This is a genomic window from Curtobacterium sp. MCLR17_032, assembly GCF_003234795.2.
GTDB lineage: Bacteria > Actinomycetota > Actinomycetes > Actinomycetales > Microbacteriaceae > Curtobacterium.
In genome coordinates this window covers 2,539,598-2,559,137 of record NZ_CP126268.1, presented here as the reverse complement: position 1 = coordinate 2,559,137, position 19,540 = coordinate 2,539,598, and the positions used below count along the sequence as shown (strand labels likewise).

General features: G+C 71.6%; 22 protein-coding genes. 11 read left to right on the top strand and 11 right to left on the bottom strand.

All coding sequences use genetic code 11. The features are described 5' to 3' along the window. Positions 1 to 93 precede the first annotated feature (93 nt). The 3 genes from DEI97_RS12025 (at position 94) to DEI97_RS12015 (ending at position 2,995) form a co-directional block, all read left to right on the top strand. A complete protein-coding gene (locus tag DEI97_RS12025; protein WP_111074389.1) occupies positions 94 to 1,617 on the top strand; it encodes an MFS transporter in 1,524 nt (507 codons plus the stop codon). Between the two features lie 193 nt (positions 1,618 to 1,810). Continuing rightward, positions 1,811 to 2,335: a flavin reductase family protein gene (locus tag DEI97_RS12020; protein ID WP_111074388.1), complete on the top strand. Its 525-nt coding sequence runs from the start codon at positions 1,811 to 1,813 to the stop codon at positions 2,333 to 2,335. Positions 2,336 to 2,380: 45 nt separating this feature from the next. Further along, entirely contained in the window at positions 2,381 to 2,995 is a 615-nt protein-coding gene (locus tag DEI97_RS12015; RefSeq protein WP_111074387.1) for a superoxide dismutase, read from the top strand. A 189-nt stretch (positions 2,996 to 3,184) separates the two neighbouring features. Here DEI97_RS12015 and DEI97_RS12010 read toward each other — a convergent pair whose 3' ends face one another. The 6 genes from DEI97_RS12010 to upp form a co-directional block, all read right to left on the bottom strand. Continuing rightward, complete coding sequence (locus DEI97_RS12010) at positions 3,185 to 3,760, bottom strand: hypothetical protein (protein ID WP_111074386.1); 576 nt, start codon at positions 3,758 to 3,760, stop codon at positions 3,185 to 3,187. 97 nt (positions 3,761 to 3,857) lie between these two features. Then, positions 3,858 to 5,333: a serine hydrolase domain-containing protein gene (locus DEI97_RS12005; protein ID WP_111074385.1), complete on the bottom strand. Its 1,476-nt coding sequence runs from the start codon at positions 5,331 to 5,333 to the stop codon at positions 3,858 to 3,860. Continuing rightward, positions 5,330 to 6,694: a cryptochrome/photolyase family protein gene (locus tag DEI97_RS12000; protein WP_111074428.1), complete on the bottom strand. Its 1,365-nt coding sequence runs from the start codon at positions 6,692 to 6,694 to the stop codon at positions 5,330 to 5,332. The genes DEI97_RS12005 and DEI97_RS12000 overlap by 4 nt, the downstream gene beginning before the upstream one ends. Continuing rightward, on the bottom strand, positions 6,691 to 7,179 hold the full coding sequence (locus tag DEI97_RS11995) for a MarR family winged helix-turn-helix transcriptional regulator (RefSeq protein WP_258376664.1): 489 nt from the start codon (positions 7,177 to 7,179) through the stop codon (positions 6,691 to 6,693). Before DEI97_RS11995 ends, DEI97_RS12000 begins: the two co-directional genes overlap by 4 nt. Positions 7,180 to 7,426: 247 nt before the next feature. Further along, the gene (locus DEI97_RS11990; RefSeq protein ID WP_111074384.1) at positions 7,427 to 8,224 is read right to left on the bottom strand and encodes a winged helix-turn-helix domain-containing protein; all 798 of its coding nucleotides are present in this window, start codon (positions 8,222 to 8,224) and stop codon (positions 7,427 to 7,429) included. 526 nt (positions 8,225 to 8,750) lie between these two features. Then, complete coding sequence (gene upp, locus DEI97_RS11985; protein ID WP_111074383.1) at positions 8,751 to 9,386, bottom strand: uracil phosphoribosyltransferase; 636 nt, start codon at positions 9,384 to 9,386, stop codon at positions 8,751 to 8,753. 102 nt (positions 9,387 to 9,488) lie between these two features. Here upp and DEI97_RS11980 point away from each other — a divergent pair, with 102 nt between their 5' ends. Continuing rightward, positions 9,489 to 9,920: a nucleoside deaminase gene (locus tag DEI97_RS11980; protein ID WP_111074426.1), complete on the top strand. Its 432-nt coding sequence runs from the start codon at positions 9,489 to 9,491 to the stop codon at positions 9,918 to 9,920. Positions 9,921 to 9,947: 27 nt separating this feature from the next. Here DEI97_RS11980 and DEI97_RS11975 read toward each other — a convergent pair whose 3' ends face one another. Next, a complete protein-coding gene (locus DEI97_RS11975; protein WP_111074382.1) occupies positions 9,948 to 10,904 on the bottom strand; it encodes a cation diffusion facilitator family transporter in 957 nt (318 codons plus the stop codon). Positions 10,905 to 10,979: 75 nt separating this feature from the next. On the opposite strand from DEI97_RS11975, the gene proC reads away from it, so the two are divergent. Beyond that, positions 10,980 to 11,810: a pyrroline-5-carboxylate reductase gene (gene proC, locus DEI97_RS11970; protein WP_111074381.1), complete on the top strand. Its 831-nt coding sequence runs from the start codon at positions 10,980 to 10,982 to the stop codon at positions 11,808 to 11,810. A gap of 5 nt (positions 11,811 to 11,815) precedes the next feature. Here the strand turns inward: proC and DEI97_RS11965 are convergent, their stop codons facing one another. After that, a complete protein-coding gene (locus DEI97_RS11965; protein WP_181439188.1) occupies positions 11,816 to 12,511 on the bottom strand; it encodes a potassium channel family protein in 696 nt (231 codons plus the stop codon). Beyond that, entirely contained in the window at positions 12,504 to 13,940 is a 1,437-nt protein-coding gene (locus DEI97_RS11960) for a TrkH family potassium uptake protein (RefSeq protein ID WP_111074379.1), read from the bottom strand. Before DEI97_RS11960 ends, DEI97_RS11965 begins: the two co-directional genes overlap by 8 nt. Before the next feature lie 72 nt (positions 13,941 to 14,012). Between DEI97_RS11960 and DEI97_RS17735 the strand changes: the two genes are divergently transcribed. The 5 genes from DEI97_RS17735 (at position 14,013) to DEI97_RS11935 (ending at position 15,752) form a co-directional block, all read left to right on the top strand. Beyond that, complete coding sequence (locus DEI97_RS17735; RefSeq protein ID WP_111074378.1) at positions 14,013 to 14,528, top strand: ArsR/SmtB family transcription factor; 516 nt, start codon at positions 14,013 to 14,015, stop codon at positions 14,526 to 14,528. Positions 14,529 to 14,616: 88 nt separating this feature from the next. Further along, positions 14,617 to 14,811, top strand: coding sequence for a helix-turn-helix domain-containing protein (locus DEI97_RS11950; RefSeq protein ID WP_111074377.1), 195 nt, complete (start codon positions 14,617 to 14,619; stop codon positions 14,809 to 14,811). 146 nt (positions 14,812 to 14,957) lie between these two features. After that, positions 14,958 to 15,056: a 30S ribosomal protein bS22 gene (locus DEI97_RS11945; RefSeq protein WP_003792170.1), complete on the top strand. Its 99-nt coding sequence runs from the start codon at positions 14,958 to 14,960 to the stop codon at positions 15,054 to 15,056. Positions 15,057 to 15,207: 151 nt separating this feature from the next. Then, entirely contained in the window at positions 15,208 to 15,462 is a 255-nt protein-coding gene (locus DEI97_RS11940) for a glutaredoxin family protein (protein WP_111074376.1), read from the top strand. Next, positions 15,459 to 15,752, top strand: coding sequence for a Dabb family protein (locus tag DEI97_RS11935; protein WP_110902607.1), 294 nt, complete (start codon positions 15,459 to 15,461; stop codon positions 15,750 to 15,752). Before DEI97_RS11940 ends, DEI97_RS11935 begins: the two co-directional genes overlap by 4 nt. A 198-nt stretch (positions 15,753 to 15,950) precedes the next feature. On the opposite strand, the gene aspS is transcribed toward DEI97_RS11935, so the two are convergent. Both aspS and DEI97_RS11925 read right to left on the bottom strand, forming a co-directional pair. Continuing rightward, positions 15,951 to 17,291 carry an aspartate--tRNA(Asn) ligase gene (gene aspS, locus DEI97_RS11930; protein WP_111074375.1) on the bottom strand — a complete coding sequence of 447 codons (1,341 nt, stop codon included), beginning with the start codon at positions 17,289 to 17,291 and terminating at the stop codon, positions 15,951 to 15,953. Between the two features lie 266 nt (positions 17,292 to 17,557). Beyond that, complete coding sequence (locus DEI97_RS11925; protein ID WP_111074425.1) at positions 17,558 to 17,956, bottom strand: MerR family transcriptional regulator; 399 nt, start codon at positions 17,954 to 17,956, stop codon at positions 17,558 to 17,560. A 77-nt stretch (positions 17,957 to 18,033) separates the two neighbouring features. Between DEI97_RS11925 and DEI97_RS11920 the strand changes: the two genes are divergently transcribed. Further along, positions 18,034 to 19,524 carry a SulP family inorganic anion transporter gene (locus DEI97_RS11920; protein ID WP_111074374.1) on the top strand — a complete coding sequence of 497 codons (1,491 nt, stop codon included), beginning with the start codon at positions 18,034 to 18,036 and terminating at the stop codon, positions 19,522 to 19,524. The last annotated feature ends 16 nt before the right edge of the window (positions 19,525 to 19,540 follow it).

Here is a 19,540-nt window from a genome sequence, read left to right as displayed (position 1 = left end):
GACGGGGCGCGTGACGACTTCCGCGTCCCGTCTCGTCTGCGCTCGGCCCCTCGTGGCCGACGGCGCGACACGCTCGAAGTCCTGGAGTCCGCCATGTCCGCCCTGCTCACCAGCCCCGTCGCCACCCGGATCACCACCAGTCGTGGTTCCCGGTTCGCCGCGCTCGCGGTGCTCATGCTGCCGGTGCTGCTCATCTCGGTCGACAACACCGTCCTGAGCTTCGCGCTGCCCTCGATCTCGCGCGCCCTGCACCCCGACGCGACCACCCAGCTCTGGATGGTCGACGCCTACCCGCTCGTCCTCGCCGGCCTGCTCGTCGTGATGGGCAGCATCGGCGACCGCATCGGCCGCCGCCGGATCCTCGTCATCGGCGCGACCGGCTTCGCCCTGCTCTCCGCCGCCGCGGCGTTCGCCACCGAGGCCTGGATGCTCGTCGCCGCACGCCTCGCGATGGGTGTCTTCGGCGCGATGCTCATGCCGGCGACGCTCTCGATCATCCGCAACGTGTTCCCGGACGCCGGCGAACGGCGCCTGGCCCTGGCGGTCTGGTCGACGATGTTCGCCGCCGGCAACGCCCTGGGCCCGCTCGTCGGCGGTGTGCTGCTCGCGCACTTCCACTGGGGCAGCGTCTTCCTCGTCGCCGTGCCGATCCTGGTCGTGATGCTCGTCGCCGTGCCGTTCTGCGTGCCCGAGTCCCGCGACCCGGAGCCCGGGCCCGTCGACGTCCCGAGCATGCTGCTGTCCCTCGGCGCCCTCGCCCCCACGGTCTGGGCGATCAAGTCCCTCGTCCACCCGGAGGAGCGCGGTCTCGCGATCGCGATGGTCGCCGTCGGTGTGCTCTGCGGCATCGCGTTCGTCCGGCGGCAGCTGCGCTCCCGCACGCCGATGCTCGACATGCGCCTGTTCCGCAGCACCGCCTTCACCGGCAGCGTCCTCATGAACATGGCCGCGATGTTCTCGCTCACCGGGTTCCTGTTCTTCATCGCGCAGCACCTGCAGCTCGTCGCCGGCCTCGACCCGTTCGCCAGCGGTGTGGTGCTCATCCCCGGTGCCGTCCTGACGATCATCGCGGGCCTCGCCGTCGTGCCCGTCGTCGCCCGGGTCGCACCGCGCTGGGTAGTGTCCGTGTCGCTGCTGTTCTCGGCCGCCGCGTACGCCCTCGTCGCCGTGCTCGGCCACCACGCCTCGATCGCCGCGCTGGCGTTCGCGTTCGTGCTGCTCGGCATCGGCATCGGTGCGTCCGAGACCGTGACGAACGACCTCATCATCTCGACCGCGCCGGCGCACAAGTCCGGCGCGGCATCGGCGATCTCGGAGACCGCGTACGAGATCGGCGCCGTGCTCGGCACCGCCGTCCTCGGCACCATCCTGGCCACCGCGTACCGGGCACACGTGGTCGTGCCGGACGGGCTGTCCTCCACCGCGCACACCGCAGCGGGGGAGACCCTCGGCGGAGCCGTCGCCGCGGCGACGCAGCTCGGCGGGTCGGCGGGGCAGGCGCTGCTCGAGTCGGCGCGTGCCGCCTTCGACTCCGGGGTCACCACGACGGCGGGCGTCGCTGCGGCGCTCATGGTCGTCGCGGCGGCCGGCGCCGTCGTCATGCTGCGGAAGCGCTGACCCGCGGCAGAGACAGCCCGGCCCGTGTCGCCGCATCCGTCCGCGTCGCGGGGCGCTCGCGCGACGTCGCGGCACGCCCGGGGATGAGCCGATCCTGTGAATCATGGACCGGCACCCGGGCACAGGTCCTACGTTGGGAGGTGGCCGCGACGACCGCGGCCGCACCCACGAACGAGGAACGACCACGACTGACATGCCCGACGCCGCCCCGGTCGACGCCACCACGGCCGACATCACCGCCGCCTACAAGGACGCCTTCCGCGGGCACCCCGCCGGCGTCGCCGTGATCACCGCCGAGGGCCCGGACGGACCGACCGGCCTCACCGCGTCGAGCGTCGCCTCGGTCGCGGTCGACCCGCCCGTGCTGGTGTTCTCGCTCTCGACGAACTCCGGGTCCGCCGGGGTCGTCCTCGGCGCACCGCTGTTCGTGGTGCACCTGATGGACGCCCGCGGTGTGGCCCTCGCCAAGCGCTTCGCCTCCACCGGCAGCCCCGCGGCCGACGACCCGATCTGGGGACGGCTGCCCTCGGGCGACCGCTACCTCCCCGACGCCGCCAGCGCCCTGCGCTGCCGCCCGCTCTCGACCACGCCCATCGGCAGCTCGACCGTCGTCGTCGCCGAGGTGCTCGACATCGTCGTCGGGCTCGACCGTGGCGAGCCGCTGGTCTACCACAACCGGGAATTCCACTCCCTGACCGATCGTTCCCGGCTCTCGTGAGCCGCGGAGCCCCGCACCCCACATCACCGATCGAAAGGACCGCCCATGGCTGAGTACACCCTGCCCGAGCTCCCGTACGACTACGCCGCCCTCGAGCCGCACATCAGCGGCAAGATCATGCAGCTGCACCACGACAAGCACCACCAGGCGTACGTCACCGGCGCGAACACCGCCCTGCAGCAGCTCGGCGAGGCCCGCGAGTCCGGCAACTTCGGTGCGATCAACAAGCTCGAGAAGGACCTGGCGTTCCACCTCGGTGGGCACGTGAACCACTCGATCTTCTGGACCAACCTCGGCCCGGACACGAAGGTCCCGGAGGGCGAGCTCGCCGCCGCGATCGACGAGTTCTTCGGCTCGTTCGAGAAGTTCCAGGCCCAGTTCGCCGCGGTCGCCAACGGCATCCAGGGCTCCGGCTGGTCCGTCCTGGCCTGGGACGTCGTGGGCCAGAAGCTCGCCACGTTCCAGCTGTTCGACCAGCAGGGCAACATCCCGTTCGGTCTCGTCCCGATCTTCATGCTCGACATGTGGGAGCACGCCTTCTACCTCGACTACCTCAACGTCAAGGCGGACTACGTCAAGGCCGTGTGGAACATCGTCGACTGGGAGAACGTGGCCGCGCGCTTCGAGAACGCCAAGTCGCAGAGCTTCGTCACGCTCTGAGTGTCACCGACGCGGGTCGCTGAGGCGACCACCTGACGAACGGGAGGCCCGGTACCAGCTGGTACCGGGCCTCCCGTCGTCCTGTGGTGCGGTCGGACCCGCTGGTCGTCGGTCGCTGGTCGTCGGTCACCGGTCGTCGGTCGCCGGCACCGCCCGCCGGCCGCTGCCCGCCCGCAGCCCGCTGCTCGGTCAGCGAGCGGCGACGTCGACCTCGGCGGCGAGCCGGCGGGCGACACCGCGGAGGACCGCGTCGGTGTGGGCGACGTCACCGTCGAGGACCGCACCCCACTGCGCGCCCCGGGCAGCGAGCACGGCGGCCCCTGCGGCGCGGCGGGCGGTGGCGTCGTCGGCGCCGTGCGCCCGGGCCCAGGCGGCGAGCATGTCCACGTGCGCCCGGTGCAGACGGCGGTGTCGGTCGTGGTCGGACAGACACTCGACCGAGCCGAGCTCGAACGTCAGGCGTGCCGCCAGGAAGCGCTCGGCGTCGTCGAGACCACCGAAGACGCGGACCAGGTGGTCGGCGAGGGCCTGTTCGTCGGCGTCCGGGTCGAGGCAGACCGACAGCACCGGGTGGCTGAGGTGTTCGACGACGGCGTCGATGAGGCCGTCCCGCGAGCCGAAGTGGTACACGATCGGGTACGCGCTCGTGCCGAGGACCCGGCCCAGGCTGCGGACCGAGACGTCTTCGAGCCGGGTGTGGTGGAGGTGGTCCGTGACCTTGCAGACGATCGCGGGCTTGAGCGTCGGGTCCGGTTTGCGTGGCATGGTCTCTTCCGAAGGCGGTGATCGGGACGGCTGACCGCCACGAGGACCGAGCGGACATGTCGCATTCTACCGGACGGTTCCGACACTCTGCCCTGCGCTAGACCGGCCTCGGCTCCGCGCGCACGGTCAGCGTCTGCACCAGACCGGCGGCGAGTGGCGCGAGACGGATCTCCACACGCAGACGACCGTGCTCACCGGGCAGCCACCACCGCAGGTGCGTCGGCGTGCTCGACTGCTCGGCGACCGGGGTGCCACGGAGGTCGGCCCCGACCACGGCGACCGCGGCGTCGAGCGCGGCACGTCGGCGGTCCCAGGGCACGTCGAGCGGCACGTTCGGCGTGCAGATCGCGGCGGCTCGGTCGTCGTCCCAGTCGGCCAGGAGGCGCTGCACGGCCCGCTGGGCGGCTCGCGTCTCCGGCAACACCCGCTCCGGGGCGTCGGCGACCGGCGCGTGGGCGATCGACGTATCGGCTCCGGACCGGACGTCGGCCAGGACGAGGTCGTGCGCCCGCGTGGCAGCCACCGACACCTTGGCCTGGGTGGCGTTCTCGAAGGCGACGACACCGAGGCCGGTCGACACCGACCACCGCATGTGCGCCGAGAACCCGGGGTAGCCGCCGGAGTGCGACACGATCGAGCCGACGACGGGGTCGTGCTCGACGAACAGCCCGAAGCCGTACCCGGTCGCCCGGGTCGATCCGGGCAGTGACTCGGCCGGGACCATCCGCATCGCCTGCTGCATCGCCCGACGTCCGGCGGTGTCCAGCGGGCCGGCGTTCGCGGCTGCGGGCTCCGAGAAGGGCGGCACCGTGCCCTCGAACGCGCTCGCCAGCCAGGACGCCCAGCGGGCGAGGTCCCGCACGGTGGAGAAGAGCCCGCCGATCGGTGAGAACGCGCCGGGCCCCGGTGTCGTCAGGGCCTCCCAGGCGGAGCCGTGCGGCCGGTACCCCGTCACGACGTGCCCGCGGGCGTCGGCGGCCGCGAACACGGTGTCGTCGAGTCCGAGGGGGCGCAGGACGCGCTGGGTGGCGACGGACGTGAACGGCGCACCGGCGACGACGGCGACCACGCGGCCGAGCAGTGCGTAGCCGAGGTTCGAGTACGCGAAGCGCGTCCCCGGCACCGAGTCGAAGAGGAGTCCGGCGCCGAGGACGTCGTCGAGCTCGTCGTCGGAGATGCTCTCCTGCCGGTCACCCCACGGGTCGTCGGTGGGGAAGCCCGCGGACATCGTCAGGAGCATCCGGACGGTGGGCACGGGGGAGTCTGCGGTCGGCAGGGCCACCGACCGGAACGCCGGCACGAAGTCCGTGACCGGGGCGTCGAGCGACAGCAGTCCGTCGCGCACGAGTCCGAGCAGCGTCGTCGCGGTGACGCTCTTCGTGCACGACGCGATCCGGTAGACCGTGTCGGCGTCGGGCGCCGTGCCGTCCCCGCGGTCCCCGGCACCTCCGGAGGCCACGAGTCCGTCTCGGTCGAACACGCCCCAGACGCTGCTCGGTGCGATGCCGTCGGCGACCCGCTGCCGGTGCAGGGCGTCGATCTGGTCGAGCACCGCGGCGGACGGCCGGGTCATGCGCGCCGCATCTCGGCGTAGGCGTCGAGGGCACGCTGCCGGGTGGCCTTGAGGTCGACCATCGGCTCCGGGCGCGCTTCGTCGGCGGGCACCCAGCGGCGGACGTACTCCCGGTGCGGGTCGAAGCGCTCGAGCTGCCGGTCCGGGTTGAACACCCGGAAGTACGGCGCCGCGTCGAACCCCGAGCCCGCGACCCACTGCCAGTTCGCGGCGTTGTTCGCGGCGTCGGCGTCGACCAGCGTGTCCCAGAACCACTGCTCGCCGATCCGCCAGTCCACGAGCATGTTCTTCACGAGGAAGCTCGCCGTGGCCAGACGGACCCGGTTGTGCATCGCGCCGGTGTGCCAGAGCTCTCGCATGCCGGCATCGACCAGGTCGAAGCCCGTCGTGCCGTGGCGCCAGCGGTCGAGCTCCGACTCGGCGGCGTCCCGCCACGGGAAGGCGTCGAACTCACGACGGACGTTGGTGCGGGCGATGTCGTCGCAGTGGAAGTACTCGTTCCAGTTGAACTCGCGCCACGCGAGCTGGCGGAGGAACGCCGGCGCGGCACGTCGCTGGTCCGGCTCGAGGGTCTCGTGCATGCGGTGCCAGACCTGGTACGGGCTGATCTCACCCCAGCGCAGGTGCGGCGACAGGCTGCTCGTCGCTGCCTGGGCCGGTTCGTCCCGCTGGTCGTAGTCGGCGAGGGCCTCGGCGACGAAGCGCTCGAGACGGTCGGACGCACCCTGCTCGCCCGGCGTCCACGCGTCGCGCATCCCGCCCGCCCAGTCCGGGGTCGTCGGCAGCAGGTCCCAGTCGTCGAGCGTGTCCGAGGCGACGTCCGGCGGTGCGGCGATCGTGTCCGGCTCGGGCCACGGGTGGCGGGGTTCGGGCATCGCCTGCGCCGCCCGCCAGAACGGTGTGAAGACCTTGAACGGCTCGCCCTTGCCGCTGAGGACCGTCCACGGCTCCCAGAGCAGGGTGGCCGCCGCGCTGTGCGCCTCGATCCCGCTGGCGATGAGGCCGGCCTTGATGCCCGCGTCGAGTTCGCGTTCCACCAGGCCGTAGCGGCGGTTCCAGAACACGGCGTCGGCGCCGGACTCCTGCAGGAGGGCGGGGATGACCTCGGCCGCCGGACCGCGGCGCAGCACGAGCCGCGAGCCGTACCCGCGCAGGTCGGCGTCGAGCGCGCTCAGGGACTGGTGGAGCCACCAGCGCGCCGCGGCACCGAACGGGCGGATGCCGTCGCTCTGCTCGTCGAGGACGTAGACGACCGTGACCGGGCCGCTGCGGTCGGTGGCCGAACGGAGGGCGGGGTTGTCGGCGATGCGCAGGTCGTCGCGCAGCCAGACGACGGAGCCACCCGCACCGTTCCCGCTCATGCCGGAGCCCCGACCGAGCGGCGGGTCGGCGTGGTCGCCGCGGCGCCGACGCGCAGCTTCGTGCACAGTTCGGTGAGCGTCCGGAGTTCGGCGTCGTCGAGCCCGGCGCCGACCTGGGCCGCGATCGTGGAGGCGTGCTGCACGGCGACCGTGCGGTACACGTCGAAGCCGTGTGGCGTGAGTGCGACGATCACCCCGCGGGCGTCCGTGGGGTCCGGCTGCTTCTCGACGATGCCCTTCGCGGCGAGCCGGTCCACCAGACGGCTGACACTCGGCTGCGTGAGCAGGAGGTGCCCGGTCAGGTCACGCATCCGGCAGCGGCGTCCGGGCTGCGTCGAGAGGTTGAAGCACACGTCGTACTCGTTGAACGAGATCTCGGCGGACGGGAACTCGGTGTTGAGGTTCCGCATCACGGTGACCTGGGCGCGGAACAACGACTCCCAGGCGGCGACCGCGGTGGCCTTCTCGGTTCGGTGATCGCTCACGGGTCTTTCCCTCCGTCGGGTGGACCACCACCCTACCGACGGGCTCGGACACAGAACGCGGGCCGGCCGTCCTGGTGGACGACCGGCCCGCTCCCTTGCACCAAGAGATTCCTGCAATCACATTCCACAGCCGGTGCCACAGCAAACACCGTCTGCACGACCGACTGTATAACGGTGCGGTAACGCCGGGGAAGGGCGCCTCGCCGTCGAATCCTGCGAGTTGTCCGATCGACGCACGAGAGCAGTTTCAGAAGAGGTCGGGCGAGGGGGTGGAGGCGTAGCGGACCGAGACGTCGGCGTGCCGGTCGAACCGGTAGCCCACGCCCCGGACGGTCCGGACGATCTCCTCGAACGCGCCGAGCTTCGACCGGAGCCGACGCACGTGCACGTCGATGGTGCGCTCGTTCGGGGTCTCGTCCTCACCGTCGGACCACAGGCCCTCGATGATCGCCGAGCGGTCGACCGTGCGGCCCTCGCGGAGGACCAGGAACTGCAGGAGCTCGAACTCCTTGAAGGTCAGCGGTGCCGCTTCGCCGTCCAGGACGACACGCTTCCGGGAGATGTCGATGACGACCCCGGTCTCCTCCGGCTCGGGCTTCTCGGTCTGCTTGCGTGCCGCGACCGCCGAGCGGTCCTGCAGGGCCAGGCGGACCACGTCGACGTCCCGCCCGCCGGAGCCCTCGGCGGCGACGGCGACGGCTGCGTAGGTCTCGGCGGAGGGGACGAGCTGGGCGGTGAGGGCCTTGAGCTGTTCGACGACGGCGGCCAGCGTCGTGCCGGCGGCCGCGGCGGCGGCCTCGTCGAGACCGACGTACAGGGCGAACCCACGGGCCTCCGTGCCCTCCGGCAGCGCGCGGTTGCGGGGCGGCGCGACGACCGGGCTGGTCGGGACGGCGGAGCGGTCGGCGACCGGGCGAGCGGGCTGCGTCGGCAGCACGGCGGGGCGACGGCCGCGGATCGGCGTCACGCTGCCGAGGTCGGTGGTGGCCGGCGCGGCGGTACGGATCGCGGGGGCGGTGCGGGGCTGGGCGATGGTGAGCGACATGGTGCGGTCTCCGGGTGGTGCAGGGGCCGTGCACGGGGTGGTGCGGCGGCCGGTGTCGAATGCGTCGGCCCGGATCAACGGCGGTGACGGTGACGCCTGGCGCAGGAGTCGCTGCGGCAGCGTTCGCCGAGGAGCCCTGCGGTCGTCGCCGACCGGGGCTGGTCCGGGGGAGCGGGGTCCGACCTCGCGACGGTGGTGCGCGTCGTCGACGAGGTCGTCACCGGGGGATCACACGCGCGCGACGGGGGTGGTGTCGCGGGGGATCCGGCTGGAACGGGTACCGATCAGGCACACATTCGACAACGCATGACCGCCGTGGTCGGCATCATCATGCCGACGGTCCCCGAGGCCTCGTGGAGGGCGCGAGTGGACACGGTTGCAGTCATGGCATGAGTATCCGCGGTATACCAACGCCGTGTCAACCGTCCGCACGGACGGTCGACGGATGCGGACAGTCGCCGACGACGGACGGGAGGCTGCCCACCGGTCCGGTGGGCAGCCTCCCGTCAGGAGTGCGGTGCGGCGGCTACTCGGCCAGGCCGTAGAGGCGGTCGCCGGCGTCGCCGAGGCCCGGCACGATGTAGCCGTTCTCGTCGAGGCGCTCGTCGAGCGCGCCGAGGACGATCGTCACGTCACGGTCGCCGACGGCGGCCTCGAGTGCCGCGAGGCCCTCGGGGGCTCCGAGGATGCAGACGCAGGTCACGTCGACGGCGCCGCGGGCGAAGAGGAAGTCGATGGCCGCGGCGAGCGTGCCACCGGTCGCGAGCATCGGGTCGAGCACGAAGCACTGCCGGTTCGACAGGTCGTCGGGCAGGCGCTCGGCGTAGGTCTGCGGCTCGAAGGTGACCTCGTTGCGGGCCATGCCGAGGAAGCCGACCTCGGCCGTGGGGACCAGCTTGACCATGCCCTCGAGCATGCCGAGGCCGGCGCGCAGGATCGGGACCACGAGCGGCCGGGGCTTCGCGATGGCGACGCCCATGGTCTGCGCGACCGGGGTGGTGATCGGCGTGGCCGTCACCCGGACGTTGCGCGTGGCCTCGTACGCCAGGAGCGTGACGAGTTCCTCCGTCAGGGCGCGGAACGTGGGGGAGGGAGTGGTCCGGTCGCGGAGCACCGAGAGCTTGTGGGTGATGAGCGGGTGGTCGGCGACGTGGACTCGCATAGGGTCGAGCGTACCGTGCCGCACCCCTCCCGGCGGTCGCGGTCCCGCCGGACGATCGGAGCACCCGTGGAGCACCCGGCGCACCGCCCGTTCGTCCCCGCGATGGAACGCGCGCTGGCCGAGGCCCGCGCGTGTCTCGACACCGGCGACGTGCCGGTCGGTGCCGTCGTCCTCGACGCCGCCGGCGCGGTGGTCGCCGTCGGACGGAACGAGCGGGAGGCCCGTCAGGACCCGACCGCGCACGCCGAGGTCCTCGCACTCCGCGCCGCCGCGGCGGTCACCGGCGACTGGCACCTGGCCGGGCACACCCTGGTCGTGACGCTGGAGCCGTGCCCGATGTGTGCCGGCGCTGCCCTGGCGGCACGCGTGCCACGGATCGTCTTCGGTGCGTGGGACCCGAAGGCCGGCGCGAGCGGCAGCGTCTACGACATCGCGCGGGACCGCCGGCTGCCGCACCGGGCCGAGGTGGTCGCGGGCGTGCTCGAGGACGCGTGCGCGGCGGTGCTCGACGCGTTCTTCGCCGAGCGACGCTGACCGCCGAGCGAGCCCGGGGCGGCCTGGTCAGTCGGCGGCGCGCAGGACGATCGCCTCGGTCGACGGGTGCGGCCCGTCGTGCCGGACGTCGGGCTCGATGTAGATGACCCGGGCAGTCGGGACGGCTGCGCGGACCCGCTGCTCGACGGTGTCGATGCCCGCGGCGACGTCACCGAGTCGGCGGTCCCCGTCGACGGCGACCTTCACACCGACCATCAGTTCCTCCGGCCCGAGGTAGAGGGTCTTGAGGTGGATGATCGAGTCGACCTCCGGGCCGTCGAGCACCGCCTGCTTGATGCGTGCGACGTCGCCGGAGCTCGCACCCTCGCCGACGAGCAGGCTCTTGGTCTCGACACCGAGGACGAGTGCCACGGCGATGAGCAGCACCGCGATGAGGACCGTGCCGATCGCGTCGAACACCCCGTTGCCGGTGATCGCCGTCAGGCCGACGCCGAACAGCGCGAAGACCAGGCCGATCAGGGCCGCGGTGTCCTCGAGCATCACGACGGGCAGCTCCGGGGCCTTGGCGCGGCGGACGAACTGGACCCAGGACTGCCCGCCCTTCTGTGGTGCGGCTTCCTTGAGGGCGGTGCGGAGCGAGAACCCCTCGAGCCCGATCGCGATGACGAGCACCACCATCGGCAGCCACCAGTTGTCGAGCGGGTGCGGGTGCGCGAACTTCTCGATGCCCTCGTAGAGCGAGAACACGCCGCCGACCGAGAACAGCACGATCGACACGACGAACGCGTACACGTAGCGCTCGCGGCCGTGGCCGAACGGGTGCTCCTCGTCCGCGGCCTTCTTCGCCTTCCGGCCACCGAGCAGCAGGAGCAGCTGGTTCGCGGAGTCCGCCAGTGAGTGCACCCCTTCGGCGAGCATCGACGCGGATCCGCTGATCGCCGCGGCGATGAACTTCACGATCGCGATCCCGATGTTCGCACCGAGTGCGGCGAAGATCGCCTTCGTCCCTCCGGAAGCGCTCATGTGGATGTCCGACCCCTTCTCTCACCCGACCTGGACCACGATCCTAGGCTGCCGGTCCTCGCTAGGTTGGTGGCCATGACCATCGAACTGCCCCGCGTCGCCATGCTCGGCGTCGGCTCCATGTCCGGCGCGGTCCTGCAGGGCCTCCTGGCCTCCGGCGTGGCGCCCGACACCGTCGTCGTCACCACCCGGTCCGAGTCCTCGGCGACGGCGCACCGTGCGAGCGGGCTCGACGCCACCGCGACCGAGACCGACCCGGACGCCAACCGTGCGGCCGTCCGCGGTGCCGGACTCGTCGTCCTGGGGGTGAAGCCGTTCGGCATCGTCGACCTGCTCGACGAGGTCGCCGGGGACCTGGCCCCGGACGCGGTCGTCGTCAGTGTCGCCGTCGGGGTGACGACCGAGACGATGCAGGCGCACGTTCCCGAGGGCGTCCGGGTGGTCCGGGCGCTGCCGAACACCCCGATCGGGGTCGGCCTCGGGGTCACCGGCATCAGCGCCGGGTCGTCGGCGGACACGGACGCGACGGCACTCGCTGCACACGTGTTCGCGGTCTCGGGTGAGGTCATCGAGGTGCCGGAGTCGCAGCTCGACGCCCTGTCCGCGGTCTCCGGCTCCGGCCCCGCCTACGTCTTCCTGCTCGTCGAGCAGTGGCAGCAGGCCGCCGAGGCGCTCGGGTTCACGCACGAGCAGGCGCGCACGATGGTGCAGGGGACCGTCCGGGGCGCCGTCGAGCTCCTGGCCCGGTCGGGCAGCGAGCCGGCCGACCTGCGCCGCGCGGTGACGAGCCCGAAGGGGACCACCGAGCGTGCGGTCACCGTGCTGCAGGAGGCGGACCTGACGGGGACGCTCGAGCGGGCTGCGCGCGCCGCGATCACCCGGGCCGAGGAGCTGTCCCGCCTCTGAGCGGGCTACTCGAGCGCGGCGAACCGTTCGAGGTCGGTCTCGGTGCCGGAGACGATGATCACGTCGTCCTCGCCGATGACGCTGTCCGGGGTCGCCGGCACGAACGCCTGACCGGGCGGCTTGATGCCGAGCACCGTCAGGCCGAAGCGCGTCCGGATCACCGTCGTCGCCAGGTCCCGCCCGCGGACGGCCCGCGGCGGGAACATCTTGACCACGGCGAAGTCGTCGTCGAACTCGATGAAGTCGAGCATCCGGCCGGACACCAGGTGCGCCGTCCGCTCGCCGGCCTCACGCTCCGGGTACACGACGTGGTTGGCACCGATGCGGCTGAGGATCGTGCCGTGTGACCGGCTGATCGCCTTCGCCCAGATCTGCGGGACGCCGAGGTCGACGAGGTTCGCGGTGATGAGGACGCTCGACTCGAGGTCGGAGCCGGTGCCGACAACCGCGATCGCGAAGTCCTGCGCGCCGATCTGCTTCAGGGCGTCCATGTCGGTCGCGTCGGCCTGCACCGCGTGCGTGACCCGGTCCGACCACTTCTGCACCAGGGCGGCGTCGGTGTCGACCACCAGGACGTCGCGCCCCTGACGCTCGAGCTGGCCGGCCGTGGCGGCACCGAAGCGGCCGAGCCCGATGACCAGCACGGGGGCGTCGTGGCTGACGGGGCCCTGCTGGTGCTGCGTGCGGTTTCGGTCAGCCAACGATCGGCCTCTCCTCGGGACGGCGGAACAGCTGCCGGCTCTGACTCGCTGCGAGCGCGGCGGCGATGGTCACTGTACCGACCCGGCCGAGGAACATCGTGGCGGCGAGCACGTACTTGCCGGAGTCCGGCAGGTCGGCCGAGACCCCGGACGACAGGCCGCACGTGGCGAACGCGGAGATCACCTCGAACAGGACCCGGTCGAGCGGCTCGTGCGTGATCTGCAGCAGCACGACCGTGGCGATCGCGACGATGGTGGCACCCCACAGGACGATCGCCACGGCGACGCGGAGGACGTCACTCGGGATCCGCCGGCCGAACGCCTCCATGCTCTGCCGGCCACGGGCCTCCGCGACGGCCGCCAGGAACAGCACGGCGAGTGTGGTGACCTTGATGCCGCCGGCGGTGGAGGCGGAGCCGCCGCCGATGAACATGAGCATGTCCGTGACGAGGAGGCTCGACCCGTGCAGCTCGTCGAAGTCGACGAGCGAGAACCCGCCCGACCGCGTCATCGTCGAGAGGAACAGCGCCTGGAAGGCCGTGCGGCCGGCGCCCTCGCGACCGAAGGTGGCGGGGTTCGAGGCCTCGAGCGCGATGTACGTCACCGCCCCGCCGAGCAGCAGGATGCCGCTGGTCACCAGCGTGAGCTTGACGTGGATCGGCCAGCGCCTGGGGGAGCGCAGCTGCTTCGTGAGCGTGCGGATCACCGGGAAGCCGATCGAGCCGGCCACGACGCCGACCATGAGCAGGGTGAGGAACCAGTAGTCGTGCGCGAAGGGGTCGAGCCCGGAGGCGTTCGGTGCGAACCCGGTGTTCGTGAACGCCATCGCGGCGTAGTAGAACGAGTCACCGACCGCCGACCAGAACGGGATGCCCGTCACCAGGACGCTCGGCAGCAGCAGCAGACCCAGGACGATCTCGATCGACAGGGTGCTCACCGCGACGGTCAGCAGCAGGGTGCCGACGTCGCCGAGCCGGACCGCCTGCCCTTCCGGGACGGCTCCGTGGTGGGTCCGTAGCGGGTTGGAGTCGCCCGCGGCGATGAGCTTCGCGCGGAGTCCGAGGCGGCGGGTGACCACCAGGCCGAGGATCGACGCGAACGTCAGGACCCCGAGTGCGCCGATCTGCGTCCCGATCACGACGAGGACCTTGCCGAACACCGACCAGTGCGTCGCCATGTCGACCGTCGCGAGCCCGGTGACGCAGACCACGCTCGCCGCGGTGAAGAGCGCGTCGGAGAAGTCGGTCGTCGTCCCGTCGGCCGCGGCCATCGGCGTCATGAACAGCACCGTGAACAGGAAGATCAGGACGATGAAGACCAGGATCGCCAGGCGGGAGGGCGAGGACCGCAGCGCCGTGGTGATCCGGCCCGGGTGTCGCCGGGCCGACGCGGCGCCCGGGGCGGGGACCGGCTCGGTGCGGTCGAGCATCGTATGCCTCCGAGGACATGGGCGGGACGGTTCGTCATGGTACATCCGCACCGCGGCGGTTAGCCTCTCCCCATGGCCGACATCTTCAGCGTCGTCGCGGACCCGACGCGGCGTGCACTGCTGGGCGAACTGCTCACCGCGTACGGGGCGGACGCGACCGGCGGCGAACTCAGCGTCGGACAGCTCGTGCTGCGCCTCGGCGTGAGCCAGCCGACCGTGTCGAAGCACCTCCGCGTGCTCCGCGACATCGGGCTCGTCACCAGCCGCGAAGAGGGTCAGCACCGCTACTACCGCCTGGACCCGGAACCCCTGCTCGGCATCGAGGACTGGGTCGTCCCCTTCACCAACGCGGTGGACGCCGACGGCACCCCGGCGACGACGTCCTGGACGCCGGACGGCCAGCCGGTCTCGTTCCGACGGAGTGGGGCGACCGGCAAGGGGACCGTCGAGGTCGGCACCGAGCTGGGCCGCGTGATGGCCGAGGCGTCGCACCGCGCCACCGTCGCGTTCACCGGCGCGCAGCAGGGCTGGGAGCGTGTCGTCGACCGCGGTCGGCGCCGGTTCACGAAGCGCCCCGAGGACGACTGAGCGGCTGCTGGACAGCGAGGCTCACGCGCCTCTACAGTGTCCAGAGACCACACAGGTCACAACAAGCAAGCCAGCCCGAAGGCGGATCATGACCGGCAGTTTCGACGACGTGCGCTTCCTCACCGTCGCGGAGGTCGCCGAGATGATGCGGGTCTCCAAGATGACGGTCTACCGCATGGTGCACGCCGGCGAGCTCCCCGCCATCCGGTTCGGTCGGTCCTTCCGGGTCCCCGAGTCGGCGGTCGCGGAGATGCTCCGCGGTGGCATCGCCGACGTCGGCTGACCCGACGCATCCGCCCCGGGCGTCCACCGTCCGTTCCGGCGCCGTTCGACATCGCGTCAGCCCTCCGGTAGACTCGGGCAGGTTGATTTTCCGCGGCTTCATCGGCCCGGTGTCCGTACATCACCATCAGTCCGAGCGAGGTCCACATGGGTTCTGTCATCAAGAAGCGTCGCAAGCGCATGGCGAAGAAGAAGCACCGCAAGCTCCTTCGCAAGACGCGTCACCAGCGTCGCAACAAGAAGTAAGTCGCAAGACTTGCCGCAGAAGCCCCGGTTCGCCGGGGCTTTCGCATTTCCCGGGGTGGGTCCGGGCCTCGCTGCTCGGCTCTGATCCCTGCCACGTCGCGGATGCAGGGCCACCAGCCGGGCGCGGGACCCGCCGGACTACCCTGGTGCCATGCCCGCCGTGACGCTCCTCACCAAACCCGGATGCCACCTCTGCGACGACGCGCGACCCGTCGTGGAACAGGTCGTGTCCGCGCACCCCGGCACGACCCTCCAGGAACGGTCGATCCTCGACGACGACGCGCTCCGCGAGGAGTACTCCGAGGACATCCCCGTCGTCCTGGTCGACGGCCGTGTGCACAGCAACTGGCACGTCGATGCCGAGCGACTCGCCCGGGCGATCGAACTGGCGGAGGCTCGCGCATGATCCGTCACGTCGTCTCCTGGACCCTGCGCGAGGACCTCGACCGCGCCGTCGCCGTCGCCCGGGTGCGCGAACTGCTCACCGGCCTGGTCGGCGTCATCGGATCGATCCGGTCGCTCGAGGTCGTCGAGAACGTCGCCTACCCGGGGAAGAACCAGGACCTGGCGGTCGTCGCGACCTTCGACGACCTCGCCGGCCTGGACGAGTACCAGTTCCACCCGGAGCACCAGGCCGCTGCCGCCGAGATCCGCGCGATGGTCACCAGCCGCGCGGCCATCGACTGGCAGGACTGAGGCCGGCGCAGCCCGGCCGCGGCGCCTGCGGCCAGCGCGCCTGCGGCTGCGCGTTCGGCCGGTGTGCCGTGGCACCGCACAACGAGAACCGGCTCGAACCACGGACGTCCGTGGTTCGAGCCGGTTCCTGTTGTGCGACGACAGTCCGCGCCGCGAGCCGCGCCGCGAGCTGCACCGCGGCCGCCGCCGCCGCGCTGCCTACGGGGTCAGGCGCGTCGGGCCACGGAAGAGGTACGTGACCTCGCGGATCGACGGCTCGCCGAGCATGAGCATCAGCACGCGGGCCAGGCCCATGCCGAACCCACCGTGCGGCGGGACGCCGTAGCGGAAGAAGTCGAGGTACCAGCCGAGCTCGGCCGGGTCGAGGCCCTTCTCCTCCGCCTGGGCGGTGAGGACGTCGACGCGGTGCTCACGCTGGGCGCCCGTGGAGATCTCGGCGCCGTTGAACAGCAGGTCGTAGCTGTTCGTGAGCGTCGGGTCGTCGGCGTGACGCATGTGGTAGTACGGCCGGATCGAGGCGTCGTAGTCGGTGACGAAGACGAACTCCGACCCGTGGTGCTCCTTGGCCCAGGCGGACACGCGGCGCTCGCCCTCGGGGTCCAGGTCGCCGTCGGCGCGGACGACGTCGTGGCCGCTCTCGGCGACGATCGTCCGGGCCTCGGCCAGGGTCACGCGGGGGAACGGCGTGGACGGGACCTGCAGCTCGAAGCCGAAGACCTCTTCGATGTCCTTGCCGTACTTCTCCTTGACGGCGGTGATGCCGGCGACCAGGACCTCTTCGTGCATCGCCATGACGTCCTCGTGGGACTCGATCCACGAGAACTCGGCGTCGACGCTGGTGAACTCTGTGGCGTGGCGCGAGGTGAACGAGGGGTCGGCGCGGAAGGCGTCGGCGATCTCGAACACGGCACCGAAGCCGGCCGGCTGCGCCATCTGCTTGAAGTTCTGCGGCGACTGCGACAGGTAGGCGGTGGTCTCGAAGTACTCGAGCTGGAAGAGCTCGGCGCGGGACTCCGACGCGGACGCCATCAGCTTCGGGGTGTGGATCTCGATGTAGTCGCGCTCGACCCAGTAGGTGCGGAACGCGTGTTCCATCGTCGTCTGGATGCGGAAGATGAGGTTCTGCTTGCGGTTGCGCAGGTCGAGGAAGCGCCAGTCGAGACGCTTGTCGAGCGACGAGTCGTCGGCGATCGGGGTCTCGGGGATGGCGGCGCTGACGACGGTCAGGGTGCCGACCTTGACCTCGAGCCCGCCGAGCTTGACGCGCTCGTCGGCCTTCAGGGTGCCGGTGACGTGGATGAAGGAGCCGTGCGCCAGGCCCGAGATCGTCTCGGTGGTGGCGAGGGCCGCGGCGGAGGTGTCGTCCCCCTCGACGGCTTCACGGGTGGCGGGGTTGACCAGCTGGACGGCGCCGCTCTCGTCGCGGAGGACGACGAACTGCACCTTCTTCTGATCGCGGACGGTCTCGACCCATCCGGCCACGGAGACGGGGCCGTCGGGGAGGCTTGCGAGGTCGGCGATGCGGGTGCGTTCGATCACGGTCGTCGAGTCTACCGGCCGGGCGCGCGAGTGGCGTGCCGGTGGCGAACTCGGTCCGGGCTGCGCCTCTCCCTGCACAGCAACACCGCTCGGAGCGTTCGTCCACAGGGACGACCGGGAGGCCCGCCCCGGCTCCGCCAGGTCCCTACCGTCGTCGTCGTGGCCAGGTCGCGGGAGGACACGGGGCGGGACTCATGACGGAGGGTCCCGGTGCTGCGGCCTGGCCACCCACCCTCTCACCCAGCGCTGATCGCGGATCGACGGGATCAGACCGAGGCGCGCAGCCGCCCCAGGGTCCCGATGAACTCCTCGGCCATCGCGGCGCGTTCCAGCAGCTTGGCGTGCCGCGCCCGGGCGTCGTCGAGGAACTCGTCGAGCCGGGCAGCCAGGGCCGTGGCCTCGGTGGGGTCCGCGGTCGCCAGCCCGTCGACGACCCGCAGCAGTCCGGCCATCTCCTCGAGCGTGAACCCCAGCGGCTTCATGCGGCGGATCACGAGCAGGCGCTCGAGGTCCCCGGCCGTGTAGACGCGGAAGCCGCCGGAGGTCCGACCGCTCGGCACCAGCAGTCCGACCTCGTCGTAGTGCCGGATCGACCGGAGCGACATCCCGGTGCGTTCGGCGAGTTCGCCGATGTGCATGGTGGTGGGGACGTCCGGGGCGGTCATGTCCGCCATCGTGGCAGAGCCGGTCGTGAGCGGGCTCCGGTCGCAGCAACCCTCACGCGGCGGTAGGGTCGCTCCCGATGTCGATCACCAGCACCGTCCCCGGCGCGCCGAGCGTCCTGTCCGCCCTGCGTTCGCCGCGCCTGCTGACCCGGGAGGTCCTGGCCGGCGTCGTCACCGCACTCGCCCTGATCCCCGAGGCGATCTCGTTCTCGGTCGTGGCAGGCGTCGACCCGGCCGTCGGGCTCTTCTCGAGCGTGGTCTTCGCGATCGTCATCTCGATCGTGGGCGGCCGCCCGGCGATGATCTCCGCCGCCGCGGGGTCCGTCGCACTCGTCATCGCCCCACTGGTCCGCGACCACGGCGTCGCCTACCTGGTGCCGACGATCGTGCTCGGCGGCCTGTTCCAGCTCGTGCTCGGGTTCCTCGGGGTCGCCCGGCTCATGCGCTTCATCCCGCGGAGCGTCAACGTCGCCTTCGTGAACGCCCTCGCGATCCTCATCTTCACCGCGCAGCTGCCCAACCTGTTCGGCCACGACGTCCCGTTCGTCGTGTGGCCCCTGACCGCGCTCGGCATCGGGCTCATCATCGGTGTCCCGTACCTCACCAAGGCGGTCCCGGCGCCGCTCATCGCGGTGGTCGTGATCACCGGCATCACCGTCCTGTTCGGGGTCGCCGTCCCGACCGTCGGCGACGAGGGCGCGCTGCCGACCGCACTGCCCGGGTTCAACGGCGTCACCGTGCCGTTCACGCTCGACACCCTGCGGCTCATCGCGCCGTACGCGTTCGGTGTCGCGATCGTCGGGCTCATCGAGACCCTGCTCACCGCACAGCTCGTCGACGCCGTCACCGAGACCCGCTCCAGTGCCTGGCGCGAGTCCTGGGGGCAGGGCATCGCGAACATCGCCGCCGCGTTCTTCGGCGGCACCGGTGGGTGCGCGATGATCGGCCAGACCGTCGTCAACGTGAAGACGGCCGGTGCTCGGACACGCGTGTCGACCTTCACCGCCGGGGCCGCGATCCTCGTGCTCACGATCGTGCTGCACGACGTGGTCGCCGAGATCCCGATGGCCGCGCTGACCGCCGTCATGCTCATGGTCTGTGTCGCGACCTTCGACTGGCACAGCATCCGACCGCGCACGCTCCGCCGGATGCCGCTGGGGGAGACCGCCGTGATGGTCATCACCGTGCTCGTGGTCCTGGCGACCAACAACCTGGCGACCGGTGTCCTGGCCGGTGTCGTGGTCGCCGCGCTCGTCTTCGCCCGCCGGGTCGCCCACGTCGTGGAGGTCGTCCGGGAACCCGTCGACGAGCACACGGTCCGCTACCGGGTCCGCGGCGCGCTGTTCTTCGCGTCGTCGAACGACCTGGTCACCCGGTTCTCCTACGCCGCGGACCCGGAGCACGTGGTCATCGACATGACCGACGCACACGTCTTCGACGCCAGCACCGTGGCCGCCCTCGACGGGATCGAGCAGCGGTTCGCGCAGCACGGGTCGACCGTCGAGGTCGTCAACCTGAACACCGGGTCGATCGCCCTGCACGGACGGCTCTCCGGCCACCTCGGCTGACGGCGCACTGAACAGG

What these genes read in the sequence shown, in the direction of transcription:
- DEI97_RS17735 (WP_111074378.1), top strand. Translation starts at nt 14,013, where the DNA reads ATGGCCGACATCTTCAGCGTCGTCGCGGACCCGACGCGGCGTGCACTG.
- DEI97_RS11940 (WP_111074376.1), top strand. Translation starts at nt 15,208, where the DNA reads ATGCCCGCCGTGACGCTCCTCACCAAACCCGGATGCCACCTCTGCGAC.
- upp (WP_111074383.1), bottom strand. Translation starts at nt 9,386, where the DNA reads ATGCGAGTCCACGTCGCCGACCACCCGCTCATCACCCACAAGCTCTCG.
- DEI97_RS11925 (WP_111074425.1), bottom strand. Translation starts at nt 17,956, where the DNA reads ATGACCGCCCCGGACGTCCCCACCACCATGCACATCGGCGAACTCGCC.
- DEI97_RS12020 (WP_111074388.1), top strand. Translation starts at nt 1,811, where the DNA reads ATGCCCGACGCCGCCCCGGTCGACGCCACCACGGCCGACATCACCGCC.
- proC (WP_111074381.1), top strand. Translation starts at nt 10,980, where the DNA reads ATGACCATCGAACTGCCCCGCGTCGCCATGCTCGGCGTCGGCTCCATG.
- DEI97_RS11960 (WP_111074379.1), bottom strand. Translation starts at nt 13,940, where the DNA reads ATGCTCGACCGCACCGAGCCGGTCCCCGCCCCGGGCGCCGCGTCGGCC.
- DEI97_RS12025 (WP_111074389.1), top strand. Translation starts at nt 94, where the DNA reads ATGTCCGCCCTGCTCACCAGCCCCGTCGCCACCCGGATCACCACCAGT.
- DEI97_RS11945 (WP_003792170.1), top strand. Translation starts at nt 14,958, where the DNA reads ATGGGTTCTGTCATCAAGAAGCGTCGCAAGCGCATGGCGAAGAAGAAG.
- DEI97_RS11950 (WP_111074377.1), top strand. Translation starts at nt 14,617, where the DNA reads ATGACCGGCAGTTTCGACGACGTGCGCTTCCTCACCGTCGCGGAGGTC.
- DEI97_RS11980 (WP_111074426.1), top strand. Translation starts at nt 9,489, where the DNA reads ATGGAACGCGCGCTGGCCGAGGCCCGCGCGTGTCTCGACACCGGCGAC.
- DEI97_RS12000 (WP_111074428.1), bottom strand. Translation starts at nt 6,694, where the DNA reads ATGAGCGGGAACGGTGCGGGTGGCTCCGTCGTCTGGCTGCGCGACGAC.
- DEI97_RS11990 (WP_111074384.1), bottom strand. Translation starts at nt 8,224, where the DNA reads ATGTCGCTCACCATCGCCCAGCCCCGCACCGCCCCCGCGATCCGTACC.
- DEI97_RS12015 (WP_111074387.1), top strand. Translation starts at nt 2,381, where the DNA reads ATGGCTGAGTACACCCTGCCCGAGCTCCCGTACGACTACGCCGCCCTC.
- DEI97_RS11935 (WP_110902607.1), top strand. Translation starts at nt 15,459, where the DNA reads ATGATCCGTCACGTCGTCTCCTGGACCCTGCGCGAGGACCTCGACCGC.
- DEI97_RS12010 (WP_111074386.1), bottom strand. Translation starts at nt 3,760, where the DNA reads ATGCCACGCAAACCGGACCCGACGCTCAAGCCCGCGATCGTCTGCAAG.
- DEI97_RS12005 (WP_111074385.1), bottom strand. Translation starts at nt 5,333, where the DNA reads ATGACCCGGCCGTCCGCCGCGGTGCTCGACCAGATCGACGCCCTGCAC.
- DEI97_RS11920 (WP_111074374.1), top strand. Translation starts at nt 18,034, where the DNA reads ATGTCGATCACCAGCACCGTCCCCGGCGCGCCGAGCGTCCTGTCCGCC.
- DEI97_RS11975 (WP_111074382.1), bottom strand. Translation starts at nt 10,904, where the DNA reads ATGAGCGCTTCCGGAGGGACGAAGGCGATCTTCGCCGCACTCGGTGCG.